The sequence below is a fragment of the Pseudomonas aeruginosa genome (assembly GCF_001457615.1).
GTDB classification, from domain to species: domain Bacteria; phylum Pseudomonadota; class Gammaproteobacteria; order Pseudomonadales; family Pseudomonadaceae; genus Pseudomonas; species Pseudomonas aeruginosa.
The window spans coordinates 1284602-1307657 of record NZ_LN831024.1; the positions used below are offsets into that span (position 1 = coordinate 1284602).

At 65.7% G+C, this 23056-nt stretch carries 25 protein-coding genes; 16 read left to right on the forward strand and 9 right to left on the reverse strand.

Going from position 1 to position 23056, the window contains the following annotated elements:
- Window positions 1-4 precede the first annotated feature (4 nt).
- The 3 genes from AT700_RS05970 to AT700_RS05980 all read right to left on the reverse strand — a co-directional run bounded on the left by AT700_RS05970 (window position 5) and on the right by AT700_RS05980 (window position 2108).
- On the reverse strand, window positions 5-748 hold the full coding sequence (locus AT700_RS05970) for a GntR family transcriptional regulator (RefSeq protein WP_003092669.1): 744 nt from the start codon (window positions 746-748) through the stop codon (window positions 5-7).
- 242 nt (window positions 749-990) lie between these two features.
- Window positions 991-1491 (reverse strand): L,D-transpeptidase family protein, encoded by a 501-nt coding sequence (locus tag AT700_RS05975; RefSeq protein ID WP_003092667.1) that lies wholly within the window; start codon window positions 1489-1491, stop codon window positions 991-993.
- Between the two features lie 62 nt (window positions 1492-1553).
- A complete protein-coding gene (locus AT700_RS05980; RefSeq protein ID WP_003092665.1) occupies window positions 1554-2108 on the reverse strand; it encodes an NUDIX hydrolase in 555 nt (184 codons plus the stop codon).
- Between the two features lie 140 nt (window positions 2109-2248).
- Here AT700_RS05980 and AT700_RS05985 point away from each other — a divergent pair, with 140 nt between their 5' ends.
- Genes AT700_RS05985 through AT700_RS06005 form a run of 5 tightly spaced genes read left to right on the forward strand, consistent with a single transcriptional unit; the run spans window position 2249 to window position 5583 of the window.
- Window positions 2249-2860 carry a CoA pyrophosphatase gene (locus tag AT700_RS05985; protein ID WP_078801513.1) on the forward strand — a complete coding sequence of 204 codons (612 nt, stop codon included), beginning with the start codon at window positions 2249-2251 and terminating at the stop codon, window positions 2858-2860.
- Window positions 2861-2897: 37 nt separating this feature from the next.
- The gene (locus AT700_RS05990; RefSeq protein ID WP_023111433.1) at window positions 2898-3422 is read left to right on the forward strand and encodes a gamma carbonic anhydrase family protein; all 525 of its coding nucleotides are present in this window, start codon (window positions 2898-2900) and stop codon (window positions 3420-3422) included.
- Complete coding sequence (locus tag AT700_RS05995) at window positions 3419-3613, forward strand: DUF1289 domain-containing protein (protein ID WP_003092660.1); 195 nt, start codon at window positions 3419-3421, stop codon at window positions 3611-3613. The genes AT700_RS05990 and AT700_RS05995 overlap by 4 nt, the downstream gene beginning before the upstream one ends.
- Before the next feature lie 37 nt (window positions 3614-3650).
- The gene (purT, locus tag AT700_RS06000; RefSeq protein ID WP_003092658.1) at window positions 3651-4832 is read left to right on the forward strand and encodes a formate-dependent phosphoribosylglycinamide formyltransferase; all 1182 of its coding nucleotides are present in this window, start codon (window positions 3651-3653) and stop codon (window positions 4830-4832) included.
- A 1-nt stretch (window position 4833) separates the two neighbouring features.
- Entirely contained in the window at window positions 4834-5583 is a 750-nt protein-coding gene (locus AT700_RS06005; protein ID WP_034012036.1) for an SGNH/GDSL hydrolase family protein, read from the forward strand.
- A 7-nt stretch (window positions 5584-5590) separates the two neighbouring features.
- Here AT700_RS06005 and AT700_RS06010 read toward each other — a convergent pair whose 3' ends face one another.
- The 3 genes from AT700_RS06010 to AT700_RS06020 form a co-directional block, all read right to left on the reverse strand.
- The gene (locus AT700_RS06010) at window positions 5591-6904 is read right to left on the reverse strand and encodes an MFS transporter (RefSeq protein ID WP_003113829.1); all 1314 of its coding nucleotides are present in this window, start codon (window positions 6902-6904) and stop codon (window positions 5591-5593) included.
- Between the two features lie 303 nt (window positions 6905-7207).
- Complete coding sequence (locus AT700_RS06015) at window positions 7208-8500, reverse strand: HlyC/CorC family transporter (RefSeq protein WP_003111904.1); 1293 nt, start codon at window positions 8498-8500, stop codon at window positions 7208-7210.
- Window positions 8501-8512: 12 nt separating this feature from the next.
- On the reverse strand, window positions 8513-9313 hold the full coding sequence (locus AT700_RS06020) for a cytochrome C assembly family protein (RefSeq protein ID WP_003092649.1): 801 nt from the start codon (window positions 9311-9313) through the stop codon (window positions 8513-8515).
- Between the two features lie 300 nt (window positions 9314-9613).
- Between AT700_RS06020 and ffh the strand changes: the two genes are divergently transcribed.
- From ffh to AT700_RS06050, 6 genes are all read left to right on the forward strand, one after another.
- Window positions 9614-10987 (forward strand): signal recognition particle protein, encoded by a 1374-nt coding sequence (ffh, locus tag AT700_RS06025; protein WP_003092645.1) that lies wholly within the window; start codon window positions 9614-9616, stop codon window positions 10985-10987.
- Window positions 10988-11196: 209 nt separating this feature from the next.
- On the forward strand, window positions 11197-11448 hold the full coding sequence (gene rpsP / locus AT700_RS06030) for a 30S ribosomal protein S16 (RefSeq protein ID WP_003092643.1): 252 nt from the start codon (window positions 11197-11199) through the stop codon (window positions 11446-11448).
- Between the two features lie 15 nt (window positions 11449-11463).
- The gene (gene rimM / locus AT700_RS06035) at window positions 11464-11991 is read left to right on the forward strand and encodes a ribosome maturation factor RimM (RefSeq protein ID WP_003092640.1); all 528 of its coding nucleotides are present in this window, start codon (window positions 11464-11466) and stop codon (window positions 11989-11991) included.
- A gap of 6 nt (window positions 11992-11997) precedes the next feature.
- Complete coding sequence (trmD, locus tag AT700_RS06040; RefSeq protein WP_003119312.1) at window positions 11998-12756, forward strand: tRNA (guanosine(37)-N1)-methyltransferase TrmD; 759 nt, start codon at window positions 11998-12000, stop codon at window positions 12754-12756.
- A 41-nt stretch (window positions 12757-12797) separates the two neighbouring features.
- On the forward strand, window positions 12798-13148 hold the full coding sequence (gene rplS, locus AT700_RS06045) for a 50S ribosomal protein L19 (RefSeq protein ID WP_003092637.1): 351 nt from the start codon (window positions 12798-12800) through the stop codon (window positions 13146-13148).
- Window positions 13149-13299: 151 nt separating this feature from the next.
- Window positions 13300-13725 carry an acyl-CoA thioesterase gene (locus tag AT700_RS06050; RefSeq protein WP_003092635.1) on the forward strand — a complete coding sequence of 142 codons (426 nt, stop codon included), beginning with the start codon at window positions 13300-13302 and terminating at the stop codon, window positions 13723-13725.
- Between the two features lie 69 nt (window positions 13726-13794).
- Here AT700_RS06050 and AT700_RS06055 read toward each other — a convergent pair whose 3' ends face one another.
- Together AT700_RS06055 and AT700_RS06060 are read right to left on the reverse strand one after the other, a co-directional pair.
- Entirely contained in the window at window positions 13795-14481 is a 687-nt protein-coding gene (locus AT700_RS06055) for a hypothetical protein (RefSeq protein ID WP_003119314.1), read from the reverse strand.
- 111 nt (window positions 14482-14592) lie between these two features.
- The gene (locus AT700_RS06060; protein ID WP_003100653.1) at window positions 14593-16428 is read right to left on the reverse strand and encodes a cation:proton antiporter; all 1836 of its coding nucleotides are present in this window, start codon (window positions 16426-16428) and stop codon (window positions 14593-14595) included.
- A 214-nt stretch (window positions 16429-16642) separates the two neighbouring features.
- On the opposite strand from AT700_RS06060, the gene xerD reads away from it, so the two are divergent.
- The 4 genes from xerD (at window position 16643) to thrC (ending at window position 21374) form a co-directional block, all read left to right on the forward strand.
- On the forward strand, window positions 16643-17539 hold the full coding sequence (gene xerD, locus AT700_RS06065; RefSeq protein ID WP_003092629.1) for a site-specific tyrosine recombinase XerD: 897 nt from the start codon (window positions 16643-16645) through the stop codon (window positions 17537-17539).
- Between the two features lie 126 nt (window positions 17540-17665).
- Entirely contained in the window at window positions 17666-18394 is a 729-nt protein-coding gene (gene dsbC / locus AT700_RS06070; RefSeq protein ID WP_003092626.1) for a bifunctional protein-disulfide isomerase/oxidoreductase DsbC, read from the forward strand.
- Window positions 18395-18607: 213 nt separating this feature from the next.
- On the forward strand, window positions 18608-19912 hold the full coding sequence (locus tag AT700_RS06075) for a homoserine dehydrogenase (protein WP_003109642.1): 1305 nt from the start codon (window positions 18608-18610) through the stop codon (window positions 19910-19912).
- Window positions 19913-19964: 52 nt separating this feature from the next.
- Window positions 19965-21374, forward strand: coding sequence for a threonine synthase (gene thrC, locus AT700_RS06080; protein WP_003092622.1), 1410 nt, complete (start codon window positions 19965-19967; stop codon window positions 21372-21374).
- 53 nt (window positions 21375-21427) lie between these two features.
- Here the strand turns inward: thrC and AT700_RS06085 are convergent, their stop codons facing one another.
- A complete protein-coding gene (locus AT700_RS06085; protein WP_078801514.1) occupies window positions 21428-22633 on the reverse strand; it encodes an adenylate cyclase in 1206 nt (401 codons plus the stop codon).
- Window positions 22634-22745: 112 nt separating this feature from the next.
- Here AT700_RS06085 and AT700_RS06090 point away from each other — a divergent pair, with 112 nt between their 5' ends.
- The gene (locus AT700_RS06090) at window positions 22746-23030 is read left to right on the forward strand and encodes a DUF3509 domain-containing protein (protein WP_003092618.1); all 285 of its coding nucleotides are present in this window, start codon (window positions 22746-22748) and stop codon (window positions 23028-23030) included.
- Window positions 23031-23056: the final 26 nt, after the last annotated feature.

Below are 23056 nucleotides of genomic sequence, written 5' to 3' on the forward strand. Positions count from 1 at the left end.
TCGGTCAGCGTCGCAGTTCGGCGACGAAGTCGTAGTAGTCGTTGCGGCAGTAGGTGTCGGTCAGCTCGATCGGGGTGTTGTCCTCGAGGTAGCCGATCCGGGTCATCAGCAGCATCGCGGTGCCCGGCGCGATGCCGACCAACGCGGCATCGGACGCGGACGCGTTGATCGCGCGCACGTGCTGGAGGGCGCGGACCACCGGGCGACCGATGCCGTCCAGGTATTCGTAGAGGGAATCGCCGACCGCTGTCGGATCCGGCAGCAGGCGTGCCGGCAGGGTGCTGTTCTCGATCGCCATCACCGTGCCGTCGGCTTTGCGCAGGCGCTTCATGCGCGCGACCTTTTCGGTCGGCGAGAGGCCGAGGCGGATCAGTTCGTCGTGGGTGGGCAGGGCGATGCCGCGCTCCAGCCAGGTGGAGCCGGGGGTGAAGCCTTTCAGGCGGAGCATCTCGCTGAAGCTGGAGAGACGCGACAGCGGTTGTTCGAGACGCGGCGTAATGAAGGTGCCGGAGCCCTGGTTGCGGCGGATCAGCCCCTGCTCGAAGAGTACTTCGAGGGCCTTGCGCGCGGTGACGCGGGAAATGTTCAGGGTTTCGCTGAGGTTGCGTTCGGAGGGCAGCGCTTCCTCCGCTTTCCACTGGCCGGCATGGATCGCGCTCTCGAGATTGCGCGCCAGCTGCAGATAGAGGGGGGTGGGTTGCGCCTCGTCGGGACGCAGGGCCAGGAGCAGGTCGTGGGCTGTCTTCATGAGAGGTTCCGATGCGGATTGTGTTGTTGTCGCCCGGTAATGCTGGGAAAACTAATACCACTTGAATACCACGTCAATGCCAGTTGTGCGTCGCGCACGCGTCAGCCAGCCGTCCCGTCGATTGACTCGGCCTGAGTAAGGGATGCAAGGGTTTGACGGATAAAAGAAAACGCCGCCGGAAAATCTCGCGGCGGCGTTCCTGGCGTGGCTGACGGCTGACGAGTGGTATCAGCCTGGTTCTGTCAGGGGCGGATCTCGATCAGCGTGCCGTCTTTCACCACGCTCCAGACTTCGCGCATGTCGGTGTTGTTCATGGCGATACAGCCATTGGTCCAGTCCAGGGTGGAGAAGTACCACTCCGGGTATTCGTCATCCAGCGGGGTGCCGTGGATCATGATCATGCCACCGGCCGGCAGGCCCTTTTCCCGGGCCTTGGCCACGTCGCGGGCGTTGGGGTAGGAAATGTGCATGGAGAGGTTGTAGTTGTTGCTGGTCTTGCGCCAGTCGATCCAGTAGAAGCCTTCCGGGGTGCGGTTGTCGCCTTCGGCCAGCTTCGGGCCGGTCGGGCGCTTGCCCAGCGAGACACGGTAGCTTTTCAGGACGTTGCCTTTGTTGAGGAGCAGCAGTTTTCGCTCGGACTTGAGCACCAGGACCTTGTCCACCTTGCCTTCCAGGCTCGGCGCGGCATTGGCCTGGGTCAGACTGGCGAAGGTCAAGCACAGCAAAGCAAGCAACCAGCGCATGGAAGTGAAATCCCCGATGTTCCCTTGAGCCGCAACGGCGGCGGTGTTCGAGTGTTTGGCGTTCAGTCTTTCTTATAGGAAGCCAGCATAGGTGCAATGGCTTCGTTGCGCACCGGGAAGCAGCCTTCGCGGCGGTCGCTGAAGTAGCATTCTAAGGTACGGCCGATGGTCGGAAAAGCCAGCTCCGACCAGGGAATCTCCGCTTCGTCGAAAAGCCGCACCTCCAGGCTTTCATCGCCGGCGGAGAAATCCAGGTCGAGCAGCTCGGCGCGGAAGAACAGGTAGACCTGGCTGATGTGCGGCAGGTCGAAAAGGGTATAGAGCTGCAGGTCGCCGATCCGCGCGTTGGCTTCTTCCTCTGTCTCGCGGGCCGCCGCCTGGGCGAGGGTCTCGCCGTTCTCCATGAAGCCGGCCGGCAGCGTCCAGTAGCCCAGGCGCGGCGCAATGGCGCGACGGCAGAGCAGGACCTGGCCGTCCCACACCGGCAGGCTGCCGGCGACGATACGCGGGTTCTGGTAGTGCACGGTGTGGCAGGCGTCGCAGACGTAGCGCAGGCGGTTGTCGCCGTCCGGGATGCGCTGGACCACCGTGGCGCCGCACAGGCTGCAGAATTTCATGCCAGGTTCTTCTTCGGGGAAAGGCCTATCTTGCTCGGCTGGCCGGGAGGCGACAAGGCCCCGTGCGGGAGGGGTGGGCTGGCCGGGGCTTTCGTGCCATGATCTCGGGGAAACGACAAGACCTCGGAAACCCCGGCAGTATGAACTGCATGCTCGACCAGCTGCGCCAACGCATCGAGGCGCACCGCCCCCGCCAACTGGATACCGACCAGCGCTTCCCCCAAGCGGCCGTGCTGGTGCCCATCACCCGCAGCGACGATCCGGAGCTGGTGCTGACCCTGCGCGCCGCCGGTTTGTCCACCCATGGCGGCGAGGTCGCCTTCCCCGGCGGGCGGCGCGACCCGGAAGATGCCGACCTGGTGCGCACCGCCCTGCGCGAGGCGGAGGAGGAGATCGCCTTGCCGCCGGGCCTGGTGGAAGTGGTCGGGCCGCTGAGCACCCTGGTCTCGCGGCATGGCATCGAGGTCACTCCCTATGTCGCCTTCATTCCCGACTTCGTCGAGTACCAGCCCAACGACGGCGAGATCGCCGCGGTGTTCAACGTGCCGCTGAGTTTCTTTCGCGACGACCCGCGCGAGGTCACCCACCGTATCGACTACTTCGGCCGCAGCTGGTACGTGCCCAGCTATCGCTTCGGCGAGTTCAAGATCTGGGGCCTGACGGCCATCATGGTGGTGGAGTTGGTCAACCTGCTGTACGACGACCCCATCGACCTGCACACGCCGCCGGCTTCGTTCATCAAACTGAGTTGACCGACGGGGCGCAGACCCCGGCCATGAGGAGATCGCGATGAAATACCGCCTGGGCGATGCCCGCGTCGAAACCCATCCCGACAGCTGGATCGCGCCCAGCGCAGCGGTGATCGGCAAGGTTCGCCTGGATGCCGGCGCCAGCGTCTGGTTTGGCGCGGTGCTGCGCGGCGACAACGAGCTGATCCATATCGGCGAGCACAGCAACGTCCAGGACGGCTCGGTGATGCACACCGACATGGGCTATCCGCTGACCCTCGGCAAGGGCGTCACCGTCGGCCACAACGCCATGCTGCATGGTTGCAGCGTGGGCGACTACAGCCTGGTGGGGATCAACGCGGTGATCCTCAATGGGGCGAAGATCGGCAAGTACTGCATCATCGGTGCCAACGCGCTGATTCCCGAGGGCAAGGAGATTCCCGACGGCTCGCTGGTGATGGGCTCGCCGGGCAAGGTAGTGCGCGAGCTGAGCGAGCCGCAGAAGAAGATGCTCGAGGCCAGCGCCGCCCACTATGTGCACAATGCCCGCCGTTACGCCTGCGACCTCGTCGAGGACCCGGCGTGAACGAGCGACCGGTGGCTTCGCCCTGCGTGCATGTCTGCGCGCTGGACGAGCAGGACATCTGCATCGGCTGCCAGCGCACGGCGGCCGAGATCACCCGCTGGGGCCTGATGAGCAACGACGAGCGCCGCGAGGTGCTCGGTCGCTGTTTCGAGCGCGCCAAGGCGCAAGGGCTGGTCAGCGGTTCCGCCTGAAGCGGATTCCGTTTTCTTTCATTTCCGAGGTTCTTCCATGACCCGTATCGGTACCCCCCTGTCGCCGAGCGCGACCCGCGTCCTTCTCTGTGGCTCCGGCGAGCTGGGCAAGGAAGTCGCCATCGAGCTGCAACGCCTGGGTTGCGAAGTGATCGCCGTCGATCGCTATGGCAACGCGCCGGCCATGCAGGTGGCACATCGCAGCCACGTGATCAGCATGCTCGACGGCGCCGCCCTGCGCGCGGTGATCGAGCAGGAGAAGCCGCACTACATCGTGCCGGAGATCGAGGCCATCGCCACCGCGACCCTGGTCGAGCTGGAGGCCGAAGGCTACACCGTGGTGCCCACCGCCCGCGCCGCGCAACTGACCATGAACCGCGAGGGTATCCGCCGGCTGGCTGCCGAGGAGCTCGGCTTGCCGACCTCGCCCTATCACTTCGCCGATACCTTCGAGGACTACCGCCGTGGCGTCGAGCGCGTCGGCTACCCCTGCGTGGTGAAGCCGATCATGAGTTCGTCGGGCAAGGGCCAGAGCGTCCTGAAAGGCCCCGACGACCTGCAGGCGGCCTGGGACTATGCCCAGGAAGGCGGGCGCGCCGGCAAGGGCCGGGTGATCGTCGAGGGCTTCATCGATTTCGACTACGAAATCACCCTGCTCACCGTGCGCCACGTCGACGGCACCACTTTCTGCGCGCCGATCGGTCACCGCCAGGTCAAGGGCGACTACCACGAGTCCTGGCAGCCGCAGGCGATGAGCGCGCAGGCTCTGGCCGAGTCCGAGCGGGTCGCCCGGGCAGTGACCGAGGCCCTCGGCGGACGCGGGCTGTTCGGCGTCGAACTGTTCGTCAAGGGCGACCAGGTGTGGTTCAGCGAGGTGTCGCCGCGTCCGCACGATACCGGCCTGGTGACCCTGATTTCCCAGGATCTTTCCGAGTTCGCGCTGCACGCGCGGGCGATCCTCGGCCTGCCGATCCCGGTGATCCGCCAGCTCGGCCCGTCGGCCTCGGCGGTGATCCTGGTGGAAGGCAAGTCCCGGCAGGTCGCTTTCGCCAACCTCGGCGCCGCGCTGAGCGAGGCGGATACGGCGCTACGCCTGTTCGGCAAGCCGGAAGTGGATGGCCAGCGGCGGATGGGCGTGGCCCTGGCGCGCGACGAGTCGATCGACGCCGCCCGCGCCAAGGCGACCCGGGCCGCCCAGGCGGTTCGCGTCGAACTCTGAGATGCGCCGGCTGGCAACGCTGGCCTGGTGGGCGGCGGCTCTGCCGTTGCTGCCGCTGGCGGTGCCGCTGGCTATCCGCACCCGCCGCCGAGCCTTGCGCCTGGCGCCCGCGGCGGGACCTCGCGAAGGGCTGGTCGGTGGGTCCGGTGCCGAAGAGCCGCTGCGCTTGCTGTTGTTCGGTGAGTCGACAGTGGCCGGGGTCGGCGCCAGTTGCCTGGACTACGCCCTGGCCGGCCGCCTGGCCGCGGCGCTGGGCGAGCGTCTGCGCCGCCCGGTGGCCTGGCAGGCGCTGGGCGAGAACGGCATCACCAGCGGCGAGGCGCGCGAACGCCTGCTACCGCAGGTGGCGGGACGTTTCTTCGACCAGGTGATCCTGGTCTTCGGCGTCAATGACACCACCAGCCTGCGCTCCCTCGAACGCTGGCGTGCCGACTGCGCGGCCCTGATCGAAGGCTTCCAGGCGGCCGGCGCGCAGGTGACCTGCACCGCGGTGCCGCCGCTGCAGCATTTTTCCGCCTTGCCCGGGTTGCTGCGGGCCCTGCTGGGGTGGCGCGGGCGGCTGCTCGACGAGGCGCTGTGCGATCTCGCTGGCGCGACCGGCGCCGGCTACTGCCCGATCTCGCTGGACCTGCTTCCGGGCTACCTGGCCATCGACGGCTTTCATCCGTCGCAGCTGGGCTACCAGGTCTGGGCCGGGGCCCTCGCCGACTGGTTGGCGGCGAGGGAGAAGGGCGGCGTCGCGGTAGTCTGAGCGAGACTCAGGACACTGCGCCGAGGTCGTTGTCGCGGGTTTCCTTCAGGCACAGCACCGCCAGCAGGCTGAGCAGCGCCGCTGCGGAGACGTAGCCGCCGACCCAGCCCAGGCCGCCGATGCCGACCAGCTTCTGGGCGATATAGGGCGCCACCGAGGCGCCGAGAATGCCGCCCAGGTTGTAGGCCGCCGACGCGCCGGTGTAGCGCACGTGGGTGGGGAATATTTCCGGCAGCAGCGCGCCCATCGGGGCGAAGGTGACCCCCATCAGGAACAGCTCGATGCAGAGGAACAGGGCGACGCTGAACGTCGAGCCCTGGCTGAGCAGCGGCTCCATGGCGAAGCCGGAGGCGATCGCCGCCAGGCTGCCGAGCAGCAGTACCGGCTTGCGTCCGAAGCGGTCGCTGAGCCAGGCCGACAGCGGCGTGGCGGCGGCCATGAAGAGCACCGCGAGGCACAGCAGACCAAGGAACTCCTCGCGGCTGAAGCCGAGGCTGGCCACCCCGTAGCTCAGCGAGAACACCGTGGAGATATAGAACAGCGCATAACACACCACCATCGCCAGGGCGCCGAGCAGGGTCGGCCGCCAGTGCTGGGCGAACAGCTCGGCGATCGGCAGGCGGACCCTCTCGTGCTTGGCCATGGCCTTGGCGAACACCGGGGTTTCCGCCAGCTTCAGGCGTACGTAGAGGCCGACCACAACCAGCGCCGCGCTGAGCAGGAACGGGATCCGCCAGCCCCACTCACGGAACTGCTCCTCGCTGAGCAGCATCGCCAGGGCCAGGAACAGGCCGTTGGCGGCGAGGAAGCCGATCGACGGGCCGAGCTGGGGAAACATGCCGAACCAGGCGCGCTTGCCGGCCGGCGCGTTCTCCGTGGCCAGCAGCGCGGCGCCGCCCCACTCGCCGCCGAGGCCGAGGCCCTGGCCGAAGCGCAGCACGCAGAGCAGCAACGGCGCCCAGTAGCCGATGCTGTCGTAGCCGGGGAGGACGCCGATCAGGGTGGTGGACACCCCCATCAGCAGCAGCGAGGCGACCAGGGTCGACTTGCGCCCGATGCGGTCGCCGAAGTGGCCGAACAGCGCCGAGCCCAGCGGACGGGCGAGGAAGGCGATGCCGAAGGTGAGGAAGGCGCTGAGCATCTGCGCGGTGCCGGATGTCTGCGGGAAGAATACCGGACCGATCACCAGGGCGGCGGCAGTGGCATAGACGTAGAAATCGTAGAACTCGATGGCGGTGCCGATGAAGCTGGCGACTGCGACCCGGGTGGTCGAGTTGGCCGGTTCCGGAGCGGCGTCGGCGGCGAGGGTGGCGGCGGTCATGGTGGGAAGGTCCCTGGCAGTCGGGGCACGACGGAGTGCTTCCGTGCGGCCGGATGGTTATGGCCAGTGCGCCGATGCGGCGGCGCGGCGCCCGGGTGGGGCGGACGAGATCGGTCGCGCAGGGAGGATGGGGCTGCGCGCCGTGCGCCGGCTGGTACCGTCGGCATCGGGGCCGGGCGGGCAGGCGGGACTGGCGGGTGACTGGCCGGGGCTCGGGCTGCGGGTAGCGGCGGAACCGGCGGCAGGGCTGGATAAGCTGGGGTCGATTATAGAGCGCCGCGGGGCCGGTTCGGCAATCCCGGATCAGACGCTGGCGTCGCTTTCGACCAGCGGGGTCAGCGCGCGAGGATGCCAGGCGCGCACGCTTTTCACACGGTTTTCCGCCGACTGCTGGATTTCCAGGCAGTAGGGGCCGATGCGCAGGCACACCGCGCAATCGGGGATCTGCTCCAGGGCTTCGGTGACCAGGCCGTTGAGGGTCTTCGGGCCGTCGCAGGGCAATTGCCAGCCAAGCGACTTGTTCAGCTCGCGCAGGTTGGCGCTGCCGTCGATGACGAAGCTGCCGTCCTCCTGGGCCTGGATATCCGGGTTGTCGAGGCTGTCGAGGTCGTTGAAGTCGCCGACGATCTCTTCGAGGATGTCCTCCAGCGTGACGATGCCGATCACCTCGCCATATTCGTCGACCACCACGCCGATACGGCGCTTCTCCTTCTGGAAGTTCACCAACTGGGTCGACAGCGGCGTGCTTTCCGGCACGAAATACGGCTCCATGCAGGCCTGGCGGAGATTCTCCTTGGTCAGGCGGCCCTGGGTCAGCAGGCGCGCGATCTGGCGCATGTGCACGACCCCTTCGATCTGGTTGACGTCGTCGCGGTAGACCGGCAGGCGGGTGTGGCTGGTGGTGCGCAACTGCTCGACGATGACCTCGAGTTCGTCGTCGAGGTCGATGCCTTCGATTTCGTTGCGCGGGATCATCAGGTCGTTGACCGTGACCTTCTCCAGGTCCAGCAGGCCGAGCAGCATGTCATGCCGGTTGACCTCGCTGGCCTGGGGATTGTCGGCCGGATGCAGGGCCTCTTCGTCGCGGCTGCGTCCGCTGTCGTCCTGTTCCGCCGCGGCGACGCCGAGCAGGCGCAGCAGCGCGTTGCTCAGCAGGGTCAGCAGCCACAGCAGGGGCCAGCACAGGCGCTGCAGGATCAGGAGCGGCAGGCTGAGCGGCAGGGCGACGCGTTCCGAGCGAAGGGCGCCGTAGCGGCGCGGCAGCAGGGCGCCGAACAGCAGCAGGAGCAGGGTCATGCCGGGGATGGCGACGGCCAGGCCGATGACGCCCCAGTGGCGCAGCGCGGCCCAACTGGCCAGGGCGGCGGCGCTGACGTTGACCAGGGTGCGGCCGAACAACAGGGTGCCGCGCAGGCGGTCGTCGTGCAGCAGCAGCCAACTGCTGCGCCGGGCCCCGCGCAGGCCTTGCTTGGCCTGCAGGCGCAGGCGGTAACGGTCGAGGTTGAGCAGGGCGGTCTCGACGCAGGAGAAGAACGCCGAGCAGGCGACCAGGAGAACCAGCAGGCCGACCAGGTACCCGGGGTGCAGCTCATCCATGAAGGAGGCCCATCAGATGTGCAGGATGAATTCCCGCACCAGCTTGCTGCCGAAGTACGCCAACATCAACAGGCAGAAACCGGCCAGGGTCCAGCGGATCGCCTTGTGGCCCCGCCAGCCGAGCTGGTGGCGACCCCAGAGGAGCACGGCGAAGACCACCCAGGCGAAGCAGGACAGGATGGTCTTGTGCGCCAGGTGCTGGGCGAACAGGTTGTCGACGAACAGCCATCCGGACAGCAGCGACAGCGAAAGCAGCGACCAGCCGCCCCAGAGGAAGCCGAACAGCAGGCTTTCCATGGTTTGCAGGGGCGGGAAGTTGCGGATCAGCCCGGACGGATGCTTGTGCTTGAGGCGGTAGTCCTGGAGCAGCAGCAAGAGCGCCTGGAACACCGCGATGGTGAGCAGGCCGTAGGCCAGGATCGAGAGCAGGATGTGGGCCAGAATGCCTGGCTGTTCGTTGATCGGCTCGACGGTGCCGTGGGGGATGAGTACCGCCAGCAGGGTGGTGAGGGCACCCAGCGGGAATAGAAGGAGGAGCAGGTTCTCCACCGGTATCCGCAAGGTCGCCAGCAGGGTCAGGAGAATTACCGCGGCGGCGATCAGGCTGGCGGCGTTGAAGAAGTCCAGCACCAGGCCGGCCGGGGTCAGCAATTGCTGGTAGAGGCTGAAGGCGTGGGCGACCAGTGCCAGGAGTCCGAACAGGAGCAGCAGGGGTTTGCCCGGCGCGGTGCGCTTGGACACACAGGCACCCTGGTAGGCGGCGGTGCCGAGATAGAGAACAGCAGCGATGAGGCTGGGCAGCAGGGGATGCATAAGTCCTTGTAATCGCGGGCCCGAAAGGATGGGAGTTTGGCATAGATCGAGCGTCGCGAGAAAGCCGTTGCGAACAGTTCTCTCGTACCTGTGGCCGGGTTGGCGGACCGCCTGCCGCGGGCGCCGCGACCTCATGGTCCGGCGGTCGCTTCGGCAAAGACGGAACGCATCGGCAAATCAAGGACTTGAGGCTGGCCTCCGGTCGTCGCCGGACACACACTCCGTCTTTCATCGCGTGTCCCGCGACGCGCTCTTGGTTATAATCCGCCGCTTGCCGCAACCCCCGTGGAAGGATCGCGCATGTTCGAAAACCTTACAGACCGCCTCTCGCAGACGCTTCGCCATGTCACCGGCAAGGCCAAGCTGACCGAGGACAACATCAAGGACACTCTGCGCGAAGTGCGCATGGCCCTGCTCGAGGCCGACGTGGCCCTGCCGGTGGTCAAGGACTTCGTCAACAAGGTCAAGGAGCGCGCCGTCGGTACCGAGGTCTCGAAGAGCCTGACCCCGGGACAGGCGTTCGTGAAGATCGTCCGCGCCGAGCTCGAGGAGCTGATGGGGGCGGCCAACGAGGACCTGGCGCTGAGCGTCGCGCCGCCGGCGGTGATCCTGATGGCCGGCCTGCAGGGCGCGGGCAAGACCACCACCGCGGGCAAGCTGGCGCGCTTCCTTAAGGAACGCAAGAAGAAGTCGGTGATGGTGGTTTCCGCCGACGTCTACCGACCCGCCGCGATCAAGCAGCTGGAAACCCTGGCGGGCGAGGTTGGCGTAACCTTCTTCCCTTCCGACGTCAGCCAGAAGCCGGTGGCCATCGCCGAGGCGGCGATCCGCGAGGCGAGACTGAAGTTCATCGACGTGGTGATCGTCGATACCGCAGGCCGCCTGCACATCGATGCCGACATGATGGACGAGATCAAGCAGGTGCACGCGGCGATCAAGCCGGCGGAAACCCTGTTCGTGGTCGATGCCATGACCGGCCAGGACGCCGCCAACACCGCCAAGGCCTTCAATGACGCCTTGCCGCTGACCGGCGTGGTCCTGACCAAGGTCGACGGCGACGCGCGTGGTGGTGCCGCGCTCTCGGTGCGGGCGATCACCGGCAAGCCGATCAAGTTCCTCGGCATGGGCGAAAAGAGCGAAGCGCTCGATCCGTTCCATCCCGACCGCGTGGCCTCGCGCATCCTCGGCATGGGCGACGTGCTCAGCCTGATCGAACAGGCCGAGCAGAACCTCGACCGCGACAAGGCCGAGAAGCTGGCGAAGAAGATCAAGAAGGGCAAGGGCTTCGACCTGGAAGACTTCCGCGACCAGTTGCAACAGATGAAGAACATGGGCGGCCTCGGCGGGCTCATGGACAAGCTGCCGATGCTCGGCGGGGTCAACCTGGCGCAGATGGGCAATGCCCAGGGTGCTGCGGAGAAACAGTTCAAGCAGATGGAGGCGATCATCAACTCGATGACGCCCGGCGAACGGCGCGATCCGGAAATGATCAGCGGCTCGCGCAAGCGCCGCATCGCCCTTGGCTCCGGTACCCAGGTGCAGGACGTCGGCCGGCTGATCAAGCAGCACAAGCAGATGCAGAAGATGATGAAGAAGGTCACCGCCAAGGGCGGCATGGCCAAGATGATGCGAGGCATGGGCAGTATGTTCCCGGGGGGCATGCCCAAGCTTTGATCGGACGCGCGGCCGCTGGCCACGCCGACGGTTTCGCGCCGTCGGCCGGCGGGCGGACCGTGTGCTTCCCGCGCTCTCCGCGCCGGCCGATGGGTGGCCGAAAAAGAGATTTGCAAATTCCCCGATAATCCTTAGAATATGCGGCCTTTCGGGCCGTGGGCCCAGCGTGCATTCATTTTGCAAGCACCGACTACAGGAACGAAGTTCACATGGTAACCATCCGTCTTGCTCGTGGCGGCTCCAAAAAGCGCCCCTTCTACCACCTGACCGTGACCAACAGCCGCAATGCGCGCGATGGTCGCTTCGTCGAGCGCATCGGTTTCTTCAACCCGGTTGCGACTGGTGGCGAAGTGCGTCTGTCCGTCGACCAGGAGCGTGCTACCTACTGGCTCGGCCAGGGTGCACAGCCGTCTGAGCGCGTTGCTCAGCTGCTCAAGGACGCTGCCAAGGCAAACGCCTAAGCCGTCATGAGTGAAATGCCGACACCCGCCGACGACCTGGTCGTGATCGGCAAGATCGTTTCGGTGTACGGCATCCGCGGTGAGGTGAAGGTGTATTCCTTTACCGACCCGTTGGACAACCTGCTGGACTATCGCCGCTGGACGCTCCGGCGCGACGGCGAGATTCGGCAGGCCGAGCTGGTCAGGGGGCGCCTGCATGGCAAGGTCCTGGCCGCCAAGCTCAAGGGGCTCGACGATCGCGAAGAGGCCCGCACCTTCACCGGTTACGAGATCTGCATCCCGCGTAGCGAGTTGCCCTCTCTCGAGGAAGGTGAGTACTACTGGCACCAGCTGGAAGGCCTGAAGGTGATCGACCAGGGCGGGCAGTTGCTCGGCGTGATCGACCATCTGCTGGAAACCGGTGCCAACGATGTCATGGTGGTCAAGCCCTGCGCGGGCAGCCTGGACGACCGCGAGCGCCTGTTGCCCTACACCGGGCAGTGCGTGCTGTCGATCGACCTGGCCGCTGGCGAGATGCGGGTGGACTGGGACGCGGACTTCTGATCATCCATGGACAAGCGTTTGTGGGTGGGCGTCGTCAGCATCTTTCCGGAGATGTTCCGCGCGATCAGTGACTATGGCATCACCAGCCGTGCGGTAAAGCAGGGGTTGCTCACGCTGACCTGCTGGAATCCACGGGACTACACCGAGGACCGCCACCAGACGGTGGACGACCGGCCCTTCGGCGGTGGCCCTGGCATGGTGATGAAGATCAAGCCTCTGGAGGGCGCGCTGGCGGATGCCAGGCAAGCCGCCGGGGGCAGGAAGGCGAAGGTGATCTACCTTTCGCCGCAAGGCCGCCAGCTGACGCAGGCGGGCGTACGCGAACTGGCCGAAGAGGAAGCGTTGATCCTCATCGCCGGGCGCTACGAAGGCATCGACGAGCGCTTCATCGAAGAGCACGTCGATGAAGAATGGTCGATCGGCGATTATGTCCTGTCCGGCGGTGAGTTGCCGGCCATGGTGCTGGTCGATGCAGTGACGCGGTTGCTGCCCGGTGCATTGGGTCATGCAGATTCCGCCGAGGAGGACTCCTTCACGGATGGCCTGCTCGACTGCCCGCACTACACCCGACCCGAGGTGTACGCGGACAAACGTGTTCCTGAAGTGTTGCTCAGTGGCAACCATGAACACATCCGGCGTTGGCGTTTGCAGCAGGCCCTTGGGCGGACCTGGGAACGACGCGCCGATCTTCTGGATAGCCGCTCGCTTTCTGGAGAAGAGCAGAAGCTGCTGGCGGAATATATCCGTCAGCGGGACGATAGTTAACGTATCGATGGCTGGCCGATTGCCGGTCTTAGGAGCACAGCATGACCAACAAGATCATTCAGCAGATCGAAGCTGAACAGATGAACAAAGAGATCCCGGCGTTCGCCCCCGGCGATACCGTGATCGTCCAGGTCAAGGTGAAGGAAGGCGACCGTCAGCGTCTGCAGGCCTTCGAAGGCGTCGTTATCGCCAAGCGCAACCGTGGCCTGAACAGCGCCTTCACCGTGCGCAAGATCTCCAACGGCGTGGGCGTGGAACGTACCTTCCAGACCTACAGCCCGATCGTCGACAGCCTGAGCGTCAAGCGTCGCGGCGACGTGCGCAAGGCCAAGCTGTACTACCTCCGCGCCCTGTCCGGCAAGGCCGCGCGCATCAAGGAAAAACTGGTCTAATCCGGTTCTTCTCCGAGAAAAGCAGCCCGAGGGCTGCTTTTTTCATGTCTGGCGTTCGCCTTTCCGGCGGCGCTTCCTACTGCCCACGGCAGCGCATAACCAGTACAACATCCGCGGCACCCAGGCAGCCACTCCATCCGGTATTCGTGGCATGACCCCCAGAGAGCAAGAAATCCTGCGTCGCACCGAGCTTTCCGAAACCCGTGTGACCAAGGCGGTATTCCCGCCCACCACCAATCACCACAACACCCTGTTCGGCGGGACTGCGCTGGCCTGGATGGACGAGGTCTCGTTCATCACCGCGACCCGTTTCTGCCGCCTGCCGCTGGTGACCGTTTCCACCGATCGCATCGACTTCAACCACCCGATCCCGGCGGGCTCGATCGTCGAACTGGTCGGACGGGTGGTCAAGGTCGGCAACACCAGCCTCAAGGTGGAGGTCGAGGTGTACCTGGAAAGCATGTACGCCGACGGTCGCGAGAAGGCCATACACGGCCTGTTCAGCTTCGTTGCCATCGACGACGAAAAGCGGCCGGTTCCGGTCCTGCCGGGGTTCCCGGCCAGCCAGGCGGCTTGAGACAGGCGGAAAGAAGGCACCCACGGGTGCCTTTTCCATATCCCCGGACGATCCGGCCCTGGGTTGGGATCAGGGCCGCAGGCTGATCTTCAGGGAGGCCTGGGACAGGTCGATCTGTTGCAGGCTGACGCTGCCGAACGTCTGCTCGCGCGGCGCGCCGGCAATGCGAATATTGTCGAAGCGCACCTCGCCGATACTGCTCGGCAGGCGCAGGTTGACCGAGCCGTCGGGGTTGAGCGTGCTTTGCGTCTTGCCGGTTTCGTAGCGAACGTCGCTCATCGAGGTTTCCGCCTCCAGGCTGTCGAGCATCGGCATCACCAGCTTCGCCAGTTGCTTCACCGCGGCCAGTCCGTCGCCGCCCTCGGCCTTCAGGAACAGGCCCTCGAGGCTTTCGTTGAGGCCCTGGGCGTTGACGTTGCTCATCTCGACGTCGGTCAGCGGACGCAGGTTCTTCGGCAGTTCCTGGCGGCTCATGGCCGCTGGCGGCTGCATACGCTGGATGTCGGCGCTGGCCATCTGGAACGGACTGAGCAGGGCGGCGACCAGGGTCGCGGCCAGGCGCAGGTTGGTCTGCTTCTTCAGCGCCTTCTTCAGTTGCCGTTCGCTCAGCAGGCCCTGCTCGATCAGGGTTTCGCCCAGGCGCTTGTGGTTGCTCAACTGCGCCTGGATCGCGGCGTCCAGTTGGGCGGCGCTAATCAGCCCCTTGTTGATCAGGATCTGGCCCAGGCGGGAATGTTGTTGATTGGACATGGTCATGGCCTGATGAAAAAAGAGGATGATGGCTAGATGCAATCATCCTCTTCGTGGGCTTCGTTTGTCACCCAACCTTGGATAGGGTGACGACGGTCTTCGTCGGTTCGTTGAAGTCTAGTCGGCGATTTCCGTAGCCTGCGACTTGCTGACTGACGGTTCCGCGTCGATCAGCGACAGCAGCGTCCAGCCGGTGCCCGGCGCCAGCGTGGACTGTGGCGTGGCGACGTGCATCCTGCCGTTCGGATCGCGGGCGAACAGCAGGATCGCGGACTCGCCGTGCAGCGCCTGGTAGTCGTTCCAGCCGAAGGTGTCGGTGAGCAGGGTGGTGCGGATTTCGGCGCCGCGCGACAGCAGGCTGGCGAACTGCGCGTAGGTCAGCGGTCGCTGGCCAAGCGGACGGCCACGGTGTTCGTCGCTGGAGCGGTGCTTGTCGGTACGCTTGGCTTCCTGGCTGGTCGGCAGGCCGAACAGCTGGCGATGGCCGAACTCGTGGCGGAAGCGCATGGCCGCCAGGGTATTCAGCTCGCCGGCTGGAGAAACCCCCAGCAAATGCCCGATGCCGACCAGGTCGAGGTGGGCTTCGGCGTGCTGCGAGGTGGGATTGCCGAAATAGGTGGGCAGGTTGTCCATGCGGGCGGCGCGGATGTTTTCCCAGCTCGAATCAGTCAGCAGCACGCGGCTGCCGAGGCTCTTCAGGGCCTTGCCGATGGCGCGCCCGACCGGATTGGCGCCGACGATCAGGTAGCCGCTGGGCGAGGGCTCGGCGACCTTCAGCAGGCGCGCCAGGGGGCGGGCGGTGGCGCTTTGCAGGACCACCGTGCCGATGATCACCAGAAAGGTCAGCGGCACCAGCAGCGCCGCCTGGGCATGGCCTTCGGCGCTCAGGCGGATGGCGAAGATCGCCGAGACCGCCGCGGCGACGATCCCGCGCGGGGCGATCCAGCTGAGCAGGGCGCGCTCGCGCCAGCTCAGCGGCGAACCCCAGGTCGACAGCGCCACGTTCAGCGGCCGGGCGACGAACTGGATCAGCAGCAGCACCAGCAGCGCCGCCGGGCCCAGGCCGAGCAGGGCATTGATGTCCAGGCGCGCGGCCAGGAGGATGAACAGGCCGGAAATCAGCAGGACGCTGAGGTTTTCCTTGAAGTGCAGGATCTGCCGTACGTCGACGCCCTTCATGTTGGCCAGGCCCATGCCCATCAGGGTGACGGCGAGCAGCCCGGATTCGTGCATCACCCGGTTCGAGGCGATGAATACGCCCAGCACCGCGGCCAGCGTCGCCAGGTTGTGCAGGTAGTCCGGCAGCCAGTGGCGGCGCAGGACGATGCCCAGCGCCCAGCCGCCGAGGATGCCGAACAGGCTGCCGCAGAGGATCACTCCACCGAAGGTCTGCAGGCTGTGTAGCCAGCCATCGCCTTCGCCGCTGGAGATGATGAAGCTGTACACCACTACCGCCAGCAGGGCGCCGATGGGATCGATGACGATACCTTCCCAGCGCAGGATGTTCGCCACCGCGGCCTTGGGCCGGACCACCCGCAGCATCGGAACGATCACCGTGGGCCCGGTGACCAGGGTCAGGGTGCCGAACAGCAGGGCCATTTCCCAGCTGAAGTCGAGCAGGTAGTGGGCGGCCAGGGCGATCACGCCCCAGGTCGAGAGCGCGCCGATGGTCACCATTCGGTGCACCACGGTGCCGATTTCCTTCCATTCGCTGAAATGCAGGGTCAGGCTGCCCTCGAAGAGGATCAGCGCCACTGCCAGGGATACCAGTGGGAACAGCAGGGGGCCGAACATCTCGTCCGGATCGAGCCAGCCGAGTAGCGGGCCGGCGACGATCCCGGACAGCAGCAGGAAAAGAATGGCTGGCAGGCGCAGGCGCCAGGCCAGCCATTGACTGAGCAGGGCGGCGGCACCGATGCCGCCGAGGGCGAGCAGGATAGCGTTCTGGTCCATCGAGGATTCCTTGTCAGCGTCGCTCCGCTCGTCCTGAGCCGGGGCGAACCATCGAGCCACATGGCTCCGCTTTTTCCCGCGGGCACGGGAAGCCGGCCGACCTCCTGTCGACCGGCCTGACTAACCATTACGTGGCGATGACGGCCAACGCTCGCGATAGCGCCCAGGCTATGAAAGACTAGCCGCGCTTTCATTTGGTTCGCAGCCTTCATCCATGAGTACCCTCGAACATCCCCTGATCGACCGTTTCCTCGATGCCCTGTGGCTGGAAAAAGGCCTTGCCGACAACACCCGCGAGGCTTATCGCAACGACCTCCAGCAGTTCAACGCCTGGCTCGATGGCCGCGGGTTGCGCCTGGAGGGCATCGGCCGCGACGCCATCCTCGATCACCTGGCCTGGCGCCTGGAACAGGGCTACAAGGCCCGCTCGACCGCGCGCTTCCTCTCCGGCCTGCGTGGCTTCTATCGCTATTGCCTGCGCGACGGCCTGATCGCCGAGGATCCCACCTTGCAGGTGGACCTGCCGCAACTGGGCAAGCCGTTGCCGAAATCCCTCTCCGAAGCGGACGTCGAGGCATTGCTGGCGGCGCCGGAAGTCGACGACCCGCTGGGCCTGCGCGATCGCACCATGCTCGAAGTGCTGTATGCCTGCGGCCTGCGGGTCAGCGAACTGGTCGGCCTGACCCTGGAGCAGGTCAACCTGCGCCAGGGCGTGGTCAAGGTGTTCGGCAAGGGCAGCAAGGAGCGCCTGGTGCCGCTCGGCGAGGAAGCCATCGGCTGGCTCGAACGCTACCTGCGCGAGGCCCGCGGCGACCTGCTTGGCGGGCGACCCAGCGACGTGCTGTTCCCCAGCCTGCGCGGCGAACAGATGACCCGCCAGACCTTCTGGCATCGCATCAAGCATCACGCGCAGGTGGCGGCGATCGGCACGTCGATTTCGCCGCACACCCTGCGCCACGCCTTCGCCACCCACCTGCTCAACCATGGCGCCGACCTGCGGGTGGTGCAGATGCTGCTCGGCCACAGCGACCTGTCGACCACCCAGATCTATACCCATATCGCCCGGGCCCGCCTCCAGGATCTGCACGCACGCCACCACCCGCGAGGCTGACGCTTTGTCCGAAAAATCCGTACCTACCCGAAAAGAGGCGCTTTCGTAGCGTTCTGCGACAAGCGTCGGGCCCGTCGGGATAGCGGTCTATGGTAGGCTTCGCCGATCGCACGACAGGAGTGACACATGCGCGTGACCCGTTTTCTGGCTGCTGCCGCCCTCGGCCTGATGAGTACCCTGGCCCTGGCAGACAATGCCGATCAGAACATCCGCAAGACCCTGCAGGCCCTGCAACCGGACCTGCCCATCGACTCCATCGCCAGCAGCCCGCTGCAGGGGCTCTACCAGGTGCAGCTGAAGGGCGGCCGGGTGCTCTACGCCAGCGCCGACGGCCAGTTCGTCATGCAGGGCTACCTCTACCAGGTGAAGGACGGCAAGCCGGTCAACCTGACCGAGAAGGCCGAGAGCCAGGCGATCGCCAAGGCGATCAACGGCGTGCCCGCCAGCGAGATGGTGGTGTATCCGGCCAAGGGCCAGGCCAAGGCGCACATCACGGTGTTCACCGATACCACCTGCCCGTACTGCCAGAAGCTGCATGCCGAGGTGCCGGACCTGACCGAGCAGGGGATCGAGGTGCGCTACATGGCGTTCCCGCGCCAGGGGCCGCAGTCGGCGGGCGACAAGCAACTGCAGGCGGTCTGGTGTGCGAAGGAGCCGACCAAGGCGATGGACGCCATGATGAACGGCAAGGAGATCAAGTCTTCCGAGTGCAAGAACCCGGTAGACAAGCAGTTCCAGATGGGCCAGATGGTTGGGGTGCAGGGAACGCCGGCGATCGTCCTCGCCAATGGCCAGTTGCTCCCCGGCTACCAGCCGGCCAAGCAGTTGGCCAAGCTGGCGCTGGAGGCCAAATAGCGCCGGGTCTGCCGAACAATTGACTAATAAAGAGCCGCTTCGTAATGTGCGGCTCTTTTGTTTTCATCATTGGCGATTTCCGCCGCCCGCTGGCGGAATCCATCGCCAGGATGTGTCGTGGCCCGTACAGTGGTCGCGTCAACCTCGATTCGCTCGGGGAACCATAGCAGGCCGGCGCGTCCGGCCGTCGTAGGTGAGATGGGGAGTTCCAGCGTGAAACCGGTCAAAGTAGGCATCTGTGGGTTGGGGACCGTCGGTGGCGGTACCTTCAATGTACTCGAACGCAACGCCGAGGAGATTGCCCGCCGTGCCGGGCGCGGTATCGAGGTTGCGCAGATCGCCGCCCGCCGGCCGAACCCGAAGTGCGATACCGGTGCGACCCCCATCACCGCCGATATCTTCGACGTAGCGTGCAATCCCGAGATCGACGTGGTCGTCGAGTTGATCGGCGGCTACACCCTGGCCCACGAGCTGGTGCTCAAGGCCATCGAGAACGGCAAGCACGTGGTCACCGCGAACAAGGCGCTGATCGCCGTGCACGGCAACGAGATCTTCGCCAAGGCTCGCGAGAAGGGCGTGATCGTCGCCTTCGAGGCCGCTGTCGCCGGCGGCATCCCGGTGATCAAGGCGATCCGCGAGGGGCTGTCGGCCAACCGCATCAACTGGCTGGCCGGGATCATCAACGGTACCGGCAACTTCATCCTCAGCGAAATGCGCGAGAAGGGCCGTACCTTCCCCGACGTGCTCGCCGAGGCCCAGGCCCTGGGCTATGCCGAGGCCGACCCGACCTTCGACGTGGAAGGCATCGACGCCGCCCACAAGCTGACCATCCTCGCCTCGATCGCCTTCGGCATTCCGCTGCAGTTCGACAAGGCCTACACCGAAGGCATCTCGAAGCTGACCAGCGCCGACGTCAACTACGCCGACGCCCTCGGCTATCGCATCAAGCACCTGGGCGTGGCGCGTCGCACCGAGAGCGGCTTCGAGCTGCGCGTGCACCCGACCCTGATTCCCTCGGATCGCCTGATCGCCAACGTCAACGGCGTGATGAACGCGGTGATGGTCAACGGCGACGCCGTCGGCTCGACCCTCTACTACGGCGCCGGTGCCGGCATGGAGCCGACCGCTTCCTCGGTGGTGGCCGACCTCGTCGACGTGGTCCGCGCCATGACCTCCGATCCGGAGAACCGCGTACCGCACCTGGCGTTCCAGCCGGACGCGCTGTCCGACCACCCGATCCTGCCGATCGAAGCCTGCGAAAGCGCCTACTACCTGCGCATCCAGGCCAAGGACCACCCGGGCGTACTGGCCCAGGTGGCCACCATCCTGTCCGAGCGCGGCATCAACATCGAATCGATCATGCAGAAGGAGGCCGAGGAACAGGACGGCCTGGTGCCGATGATCCTGGTTACCCACCGGGTCATCGAACAACGCATCAACGATGCCATCGCCGCCCTGGAAGCGCTGGAAGGCGTGTCCGGGCCGGTGGTCCGTATCCGTGTCGAACAACTGAATTGATCGAACGCCGGGCGCCGCTCGCGGGCCCGCGTCAACAGCGAAGGTTTTGAACATGCGTTACATCAGCACCCGCGGCCAAGCGCCCGCCCTGAACTTCGAAGATGTCCTCCTCGCCGGCCTGGCCAGCGACGGCGGCCTCTACGTCCCGGAAAACCTGCCACGCTTCACCCTCGAGGAGATCGCCTCCTGGGTCGGCCTGCCCTACCACGAGCTGGCCTTCCGGGTGATGCGCCCGTTCGTCGCCGGCAGCATCGCCGATGCCGACTTCAAGAAGATCCTCGAGGAAACCTATGGCGTCTTCGCCCATGACGCAGTGGCGCCGCTGCGCCAGTTGAACGGCAACGAATGGGTGCTGGAGCTGTTCCACGGCCCGACCCTGGCCTTCAAGGACTTCGCCCTGCAACTGCTCGGCCGCCTGCTCGACCATGTGCTGGCCAAGCGCGGCGAGCGCGTGGTGATCATGGGGGCCACCTCCGGCGATACCGGCTCCGCGGCCATCGAAGGCTGCCGCCGTTGCGACAACGTCGACATCTTCATCATGCACCCGCACAACCGCGTGTCCGAGGTGCAGCGCCGGCAGATGACCACCATCCTCGGCGACAACATCCACAACATCGCCATCGAAGGCAACTTCGACGACTGCCAGGAGATGGTCAAGGCCAGCTTCGCCGACCAGGGCTTCCTCAAGGGTACCCGCCTGGTAGCGGTGAACTCGATCAACTGGGCGCGGATCATGGCCCAGATCGTCTACTACTTCCATGCCGCGCTGCAGCTCGGCGCGCCGCATCGCTCGGTGGCGTTCTCGGTGCCGACCGGCAACTTCGGCGACATCTTCGCCGGCTACCTGGCGCGCAACATGGGTCTGCCGGTCAGCCAACTGATCGTCGCGACCAACCGCAACGACATCCTGCACCGCTTCATGAGCGGTAATCGCTACGACAAGGACACCCTGCATCCCTCGCTGTCGCCGTCGATGGATATCATGGTCTCGTCCAACTTCGAACGCCTGCTGTTCGACCTGCACGGCCGCAACGGCAAGGCCGTCGCCGAACTGCTGGATGCCTTCAAGGCCAGCGGCAAGCTGTCGGTGGAAGACCAGCGCTGGACCGAGGCGCGCAAGCTGTTCGACTCCCTGGCGGTCAGCGACGAGCAGACCTGCGAGACCATCGCCGAGGTATACCGCTCCTGTGGCGAGTTGCTCGACCCGCACACCGCCATTGGCGTGCGTGCCGCCCGCGAATGCCGGCGCAGCCTGAGCGTGCCGATGGTGACCCTGGGCACTGCGCATCCGGTCAAGTTCCCCGAAGCGGTGGAGAAGGCCGGCATCGGCCAGGCGCCGGCGCTGCCTGCGCACCTCGCCGACCTGTTCGAGCGCGAGGAGCGCTGCACCGTATTGCCGAACGAGCTGGCCAAGGTACAGGCCTTCGTCAGCCAGCACGGCAATCGCGGCAAGCCGCTCTGAGCCTGTCGTGAAAGGAAGAAGCCCGCCTTGATGGCGGGCTTTTTCATGTCTTCTCAAAGGGCAGCGGCGAGTTTGTTGCGCGAGGGGCGGAGCAGCCTCAGTGGATCGTTGAACTGGATGTCGCTGGCCAGCTTGTAGTAGCGCCCGACGAAATAGTCGCGGGCCTGGGCATCGTTCTTTCCCTGGTACAGCACCCAGGCGACGCTGATGCCGGCGAACTCGTTGTACTCGATCTGTCGCAGCGGGCTGAAGTGGGTCGCCGTGGTGGCCGTGGCGCCCCAGGCGGGCACGTCGCGGATCAACGGGCCCTGCCAGAGGATCGGCCAACTGAGCGGCGGCACGACCACATCGGCCAGTCCGGTCAGCAGCAGGGTCGGGGTCTTTACCGTGGAACCGATGGCCAGGGGGCCTGGCTCGATCGGCAGGGCGCCGACCAGCTTCAACCGTGGCTCGATGAGTTGCAGGGCTTGTGCAGAGAGGCTGGCGCTCTGCAGTGTGGCCTGGCCGCCGGCGGAGTGCCCGGCGACCAGCGTCCGGGAAAAGTCCGCCCGGCCATGCAGGGCCGAGGCCGGGTCCCTGTCCAGTTTCGCGACCTCAAGGATGCCGAGGGCGTGCATCAGCGGGAAGGAATTGATGAAGTCGGAGGAGATCACCACGATGAAGTCGTGGCTGGCCCACAGTTTCATCAGTTCGTGATAGTTGCCGGCGTTGGAAAGTATGCCGCCGACGAAAGTGATGACCGGAAGCTTGGCGTCGGACGCGGCGATGTCCGCCGGATAGTAGATGCTGGTACTGATCGGGCTGGCGAAGCCATAGGGGAAAGCCTCGTTGCAGCGGATCGAGCCGTCCAGCAGGACGATCCTGGCGATGGTCCCGACGAAGCCACGACAATCGGCGAGCACGGCGGTGCTGGCGATCTCGGTGTCGGCGACCGGACGCGCGTACTGGTCGTTGGCCAGGCCGACGGCGCCGAACAGCAGCGAGCCCTGTGCCGTGCCGGCGGCGAATGCCAGCGCGAGGATGAAGGCGCGCCAGGCGCCGCGGGGGGATGCGAAGGCAGTCATGAGATCCTCGCTGTTCGATGCGCAGGGGGAAGTCTCGTTGTTACTGCCTGACGGACGCGCCGGATACTGCAATTTCAAGCAGGTGAAGGCGTTGCGCGAGGGTGGGATGGTTGGAGTTTTTCCCGGTGCTTCCCTTATAGCGGGCTGATCGTTGCGTTGGCCTGGTTCGGCTCGAATGGCTATTTGCGCCGGCACGTGGCCTTTCGCCAGATGCTGCCGTTAGTCCGGTAAATGCTTGCATCGACGAACCCTATTCGCGTTTTTTCGGTCTTTGACGAGTCTTATTCGTCGAAACAGGAGACCTGATTTGGACAGCCTGAAGCAACGACTGGCCGATGCCTTCGCTCCCCATCCCTTCACCCTCAGCCAGCCCCGGCCCGATGGCGGACGGGTGGTCACGCTGGTCGATCCGCAGGGGGAAACCCTGTTGCAGCGGGTCATCGCCAAGGTGCAGTTGAACGACGAAAGCTATCTCGAGGATGCCGTGCAGACCATTCGCCGGGAATTGCAGGTGCTGGTCGGGCGGATGGAGGAAGACGTGCTGGCGACCTTCCGCGAGCGGGATCACGTGCTGCTGTATTCGTCGCGCTAGCACCGTCTCGTTCGAGGGCGCGTTGC

Coding starts and splice junctions, on each gene's coding strand:
- AT700_RS05970 (WP_003092669.1), bottom strand. CDS start 748: ATGAAGACAGCCCACGACCTGCTCCTGGCCCTGCGTCCCGACGAGGCG.
- AT700_RS05975 (WP_003092667.1), bottom strand. CDS start 1,491: ATGCGCTGGTTGCTTGCTTTGCTGTGCTTGACCTTCGCCAGTCTGACC.
- AT700_RS05980 (WP_003092665.1), bottom strand. CDS start 2,108: ATGAAATTCTGCAGCCTGTGCGGCGCCACGGTGGTCCAGCGCATCCCG.
- AT700_RS05985 (WP_078801513.1), top strand. CDS start 2,249: ATGAACTGCATGCTCGACCAGCTGCGCCAACGCATCGAGGCGCACCGC.
- AT700_RS05990 (WP_023111433.1), top strand. CDS start 2,898: ATGAAATACCGCCTGGGCGATGCCCGCGTCGAAACCCATCCCGACAGC.
- purT (WP_003092658.1), top strand. CDS start 3,651: ATGACCCGTATCGGTACCCCCCTGTCGCCGAGCGCGACCCGCGTCCTT.
- AT700_RS06005 (WP_034012036.1), top strand. CDS start 4,834: ATGCGCCGGCTGGCAACGCTGGCCTGGTGGGCGGCGGCTCTGCCGTTG.
- AT700_RS06010 (WP_003113829.1), bottom strand. CDS start 6,904: ATGACCGCCGCCACCCTCGCCGCCGACGCCGCTCCGGAACCGGCCAAC.
- AT700_RS06015 (WP_003111904.1), bottom strand. CDS start 8,500: ATGGATGAGCTGCACCCCGGGTACCTGGTCGGCCTGCTGGTTCTCCTG.
- AT700_RS06020 (WP_003092649.1), bottom strand. CDS start 9,313: ATGCATCCCCTGCTGCCCAGCCTCATCGCTGCTGTTCTCTATCTCGGC.
- ffh (WP_003092645.1), top strand. CDS start 9,614: ATGTTCGAAAACCTTACAGACCGCCTCTCGCAGACGCTTCGCCATGTC.
- rpsP (WP_003092643.1), top strand. CDS start 11,197: ATGGTAACCATCCGTCTTGCTCGTGGCGGCTCCAAAAAGCGCCCCTTC.
- rimM (WP_003092640.1), top strand. CDS start 11,464: ATGCCGACACCCGCCGACGACCTGGTCGTGATCGGCAAGATCGTTTCG.
- trmD (WP_003119312.1), top strand. CDS start 11,998: ATGGACAAGCGTTTGTGGGTGGGCGTCGTCAGCATCTTTCCGGAGATG.
- rplS (WP_003092637.1), top strand. CDS start 12,798: ATGACCAACAAGATCATTCAGCAGATCGAAGCTGAACAGATGAACAAA.
- AT700_RS06050 (WP_003092635.1), top strand. CDS start 13,300: ATGACCCCCAGAGAGCAAGAAATCCTGCGTCGCACCGAGCTTTCCGAA.
- AT700_RS06055 (WP_003119314.1), bottom strand. CDS start 14,481: ATGACCATGTCCAATCAACAACATTCCCGCCTGGGCCAGATCCTGATC.
- AT700_RS06060 (WP_003100653.1), bottom strand. CDS start 16,428: ATGGACCAGAACGCTATCCTGCTCGCCCTCGGCGGCATCGGTGCCGCC.
- xerD (WP_003092629.1), top strand. CDS start 16,643: ATGAGTACCCTCGAACATCCCCTGATCGACCGTTTCCTCGATGCCCTG.
- dsbC (WP_003092626.1), top strand. CDS start 17,666: ATGCGCGTGACCCGTTTTCTGGCTGCTGCCGCCCTCGGCCTGATGAGT.
- thrC (WP_003092622.1), top strand. CDS start 19,965: ATGCGTTACATCAGCACCCGCGGCCAAGCGCCCGCCCTGAACTTCGAA.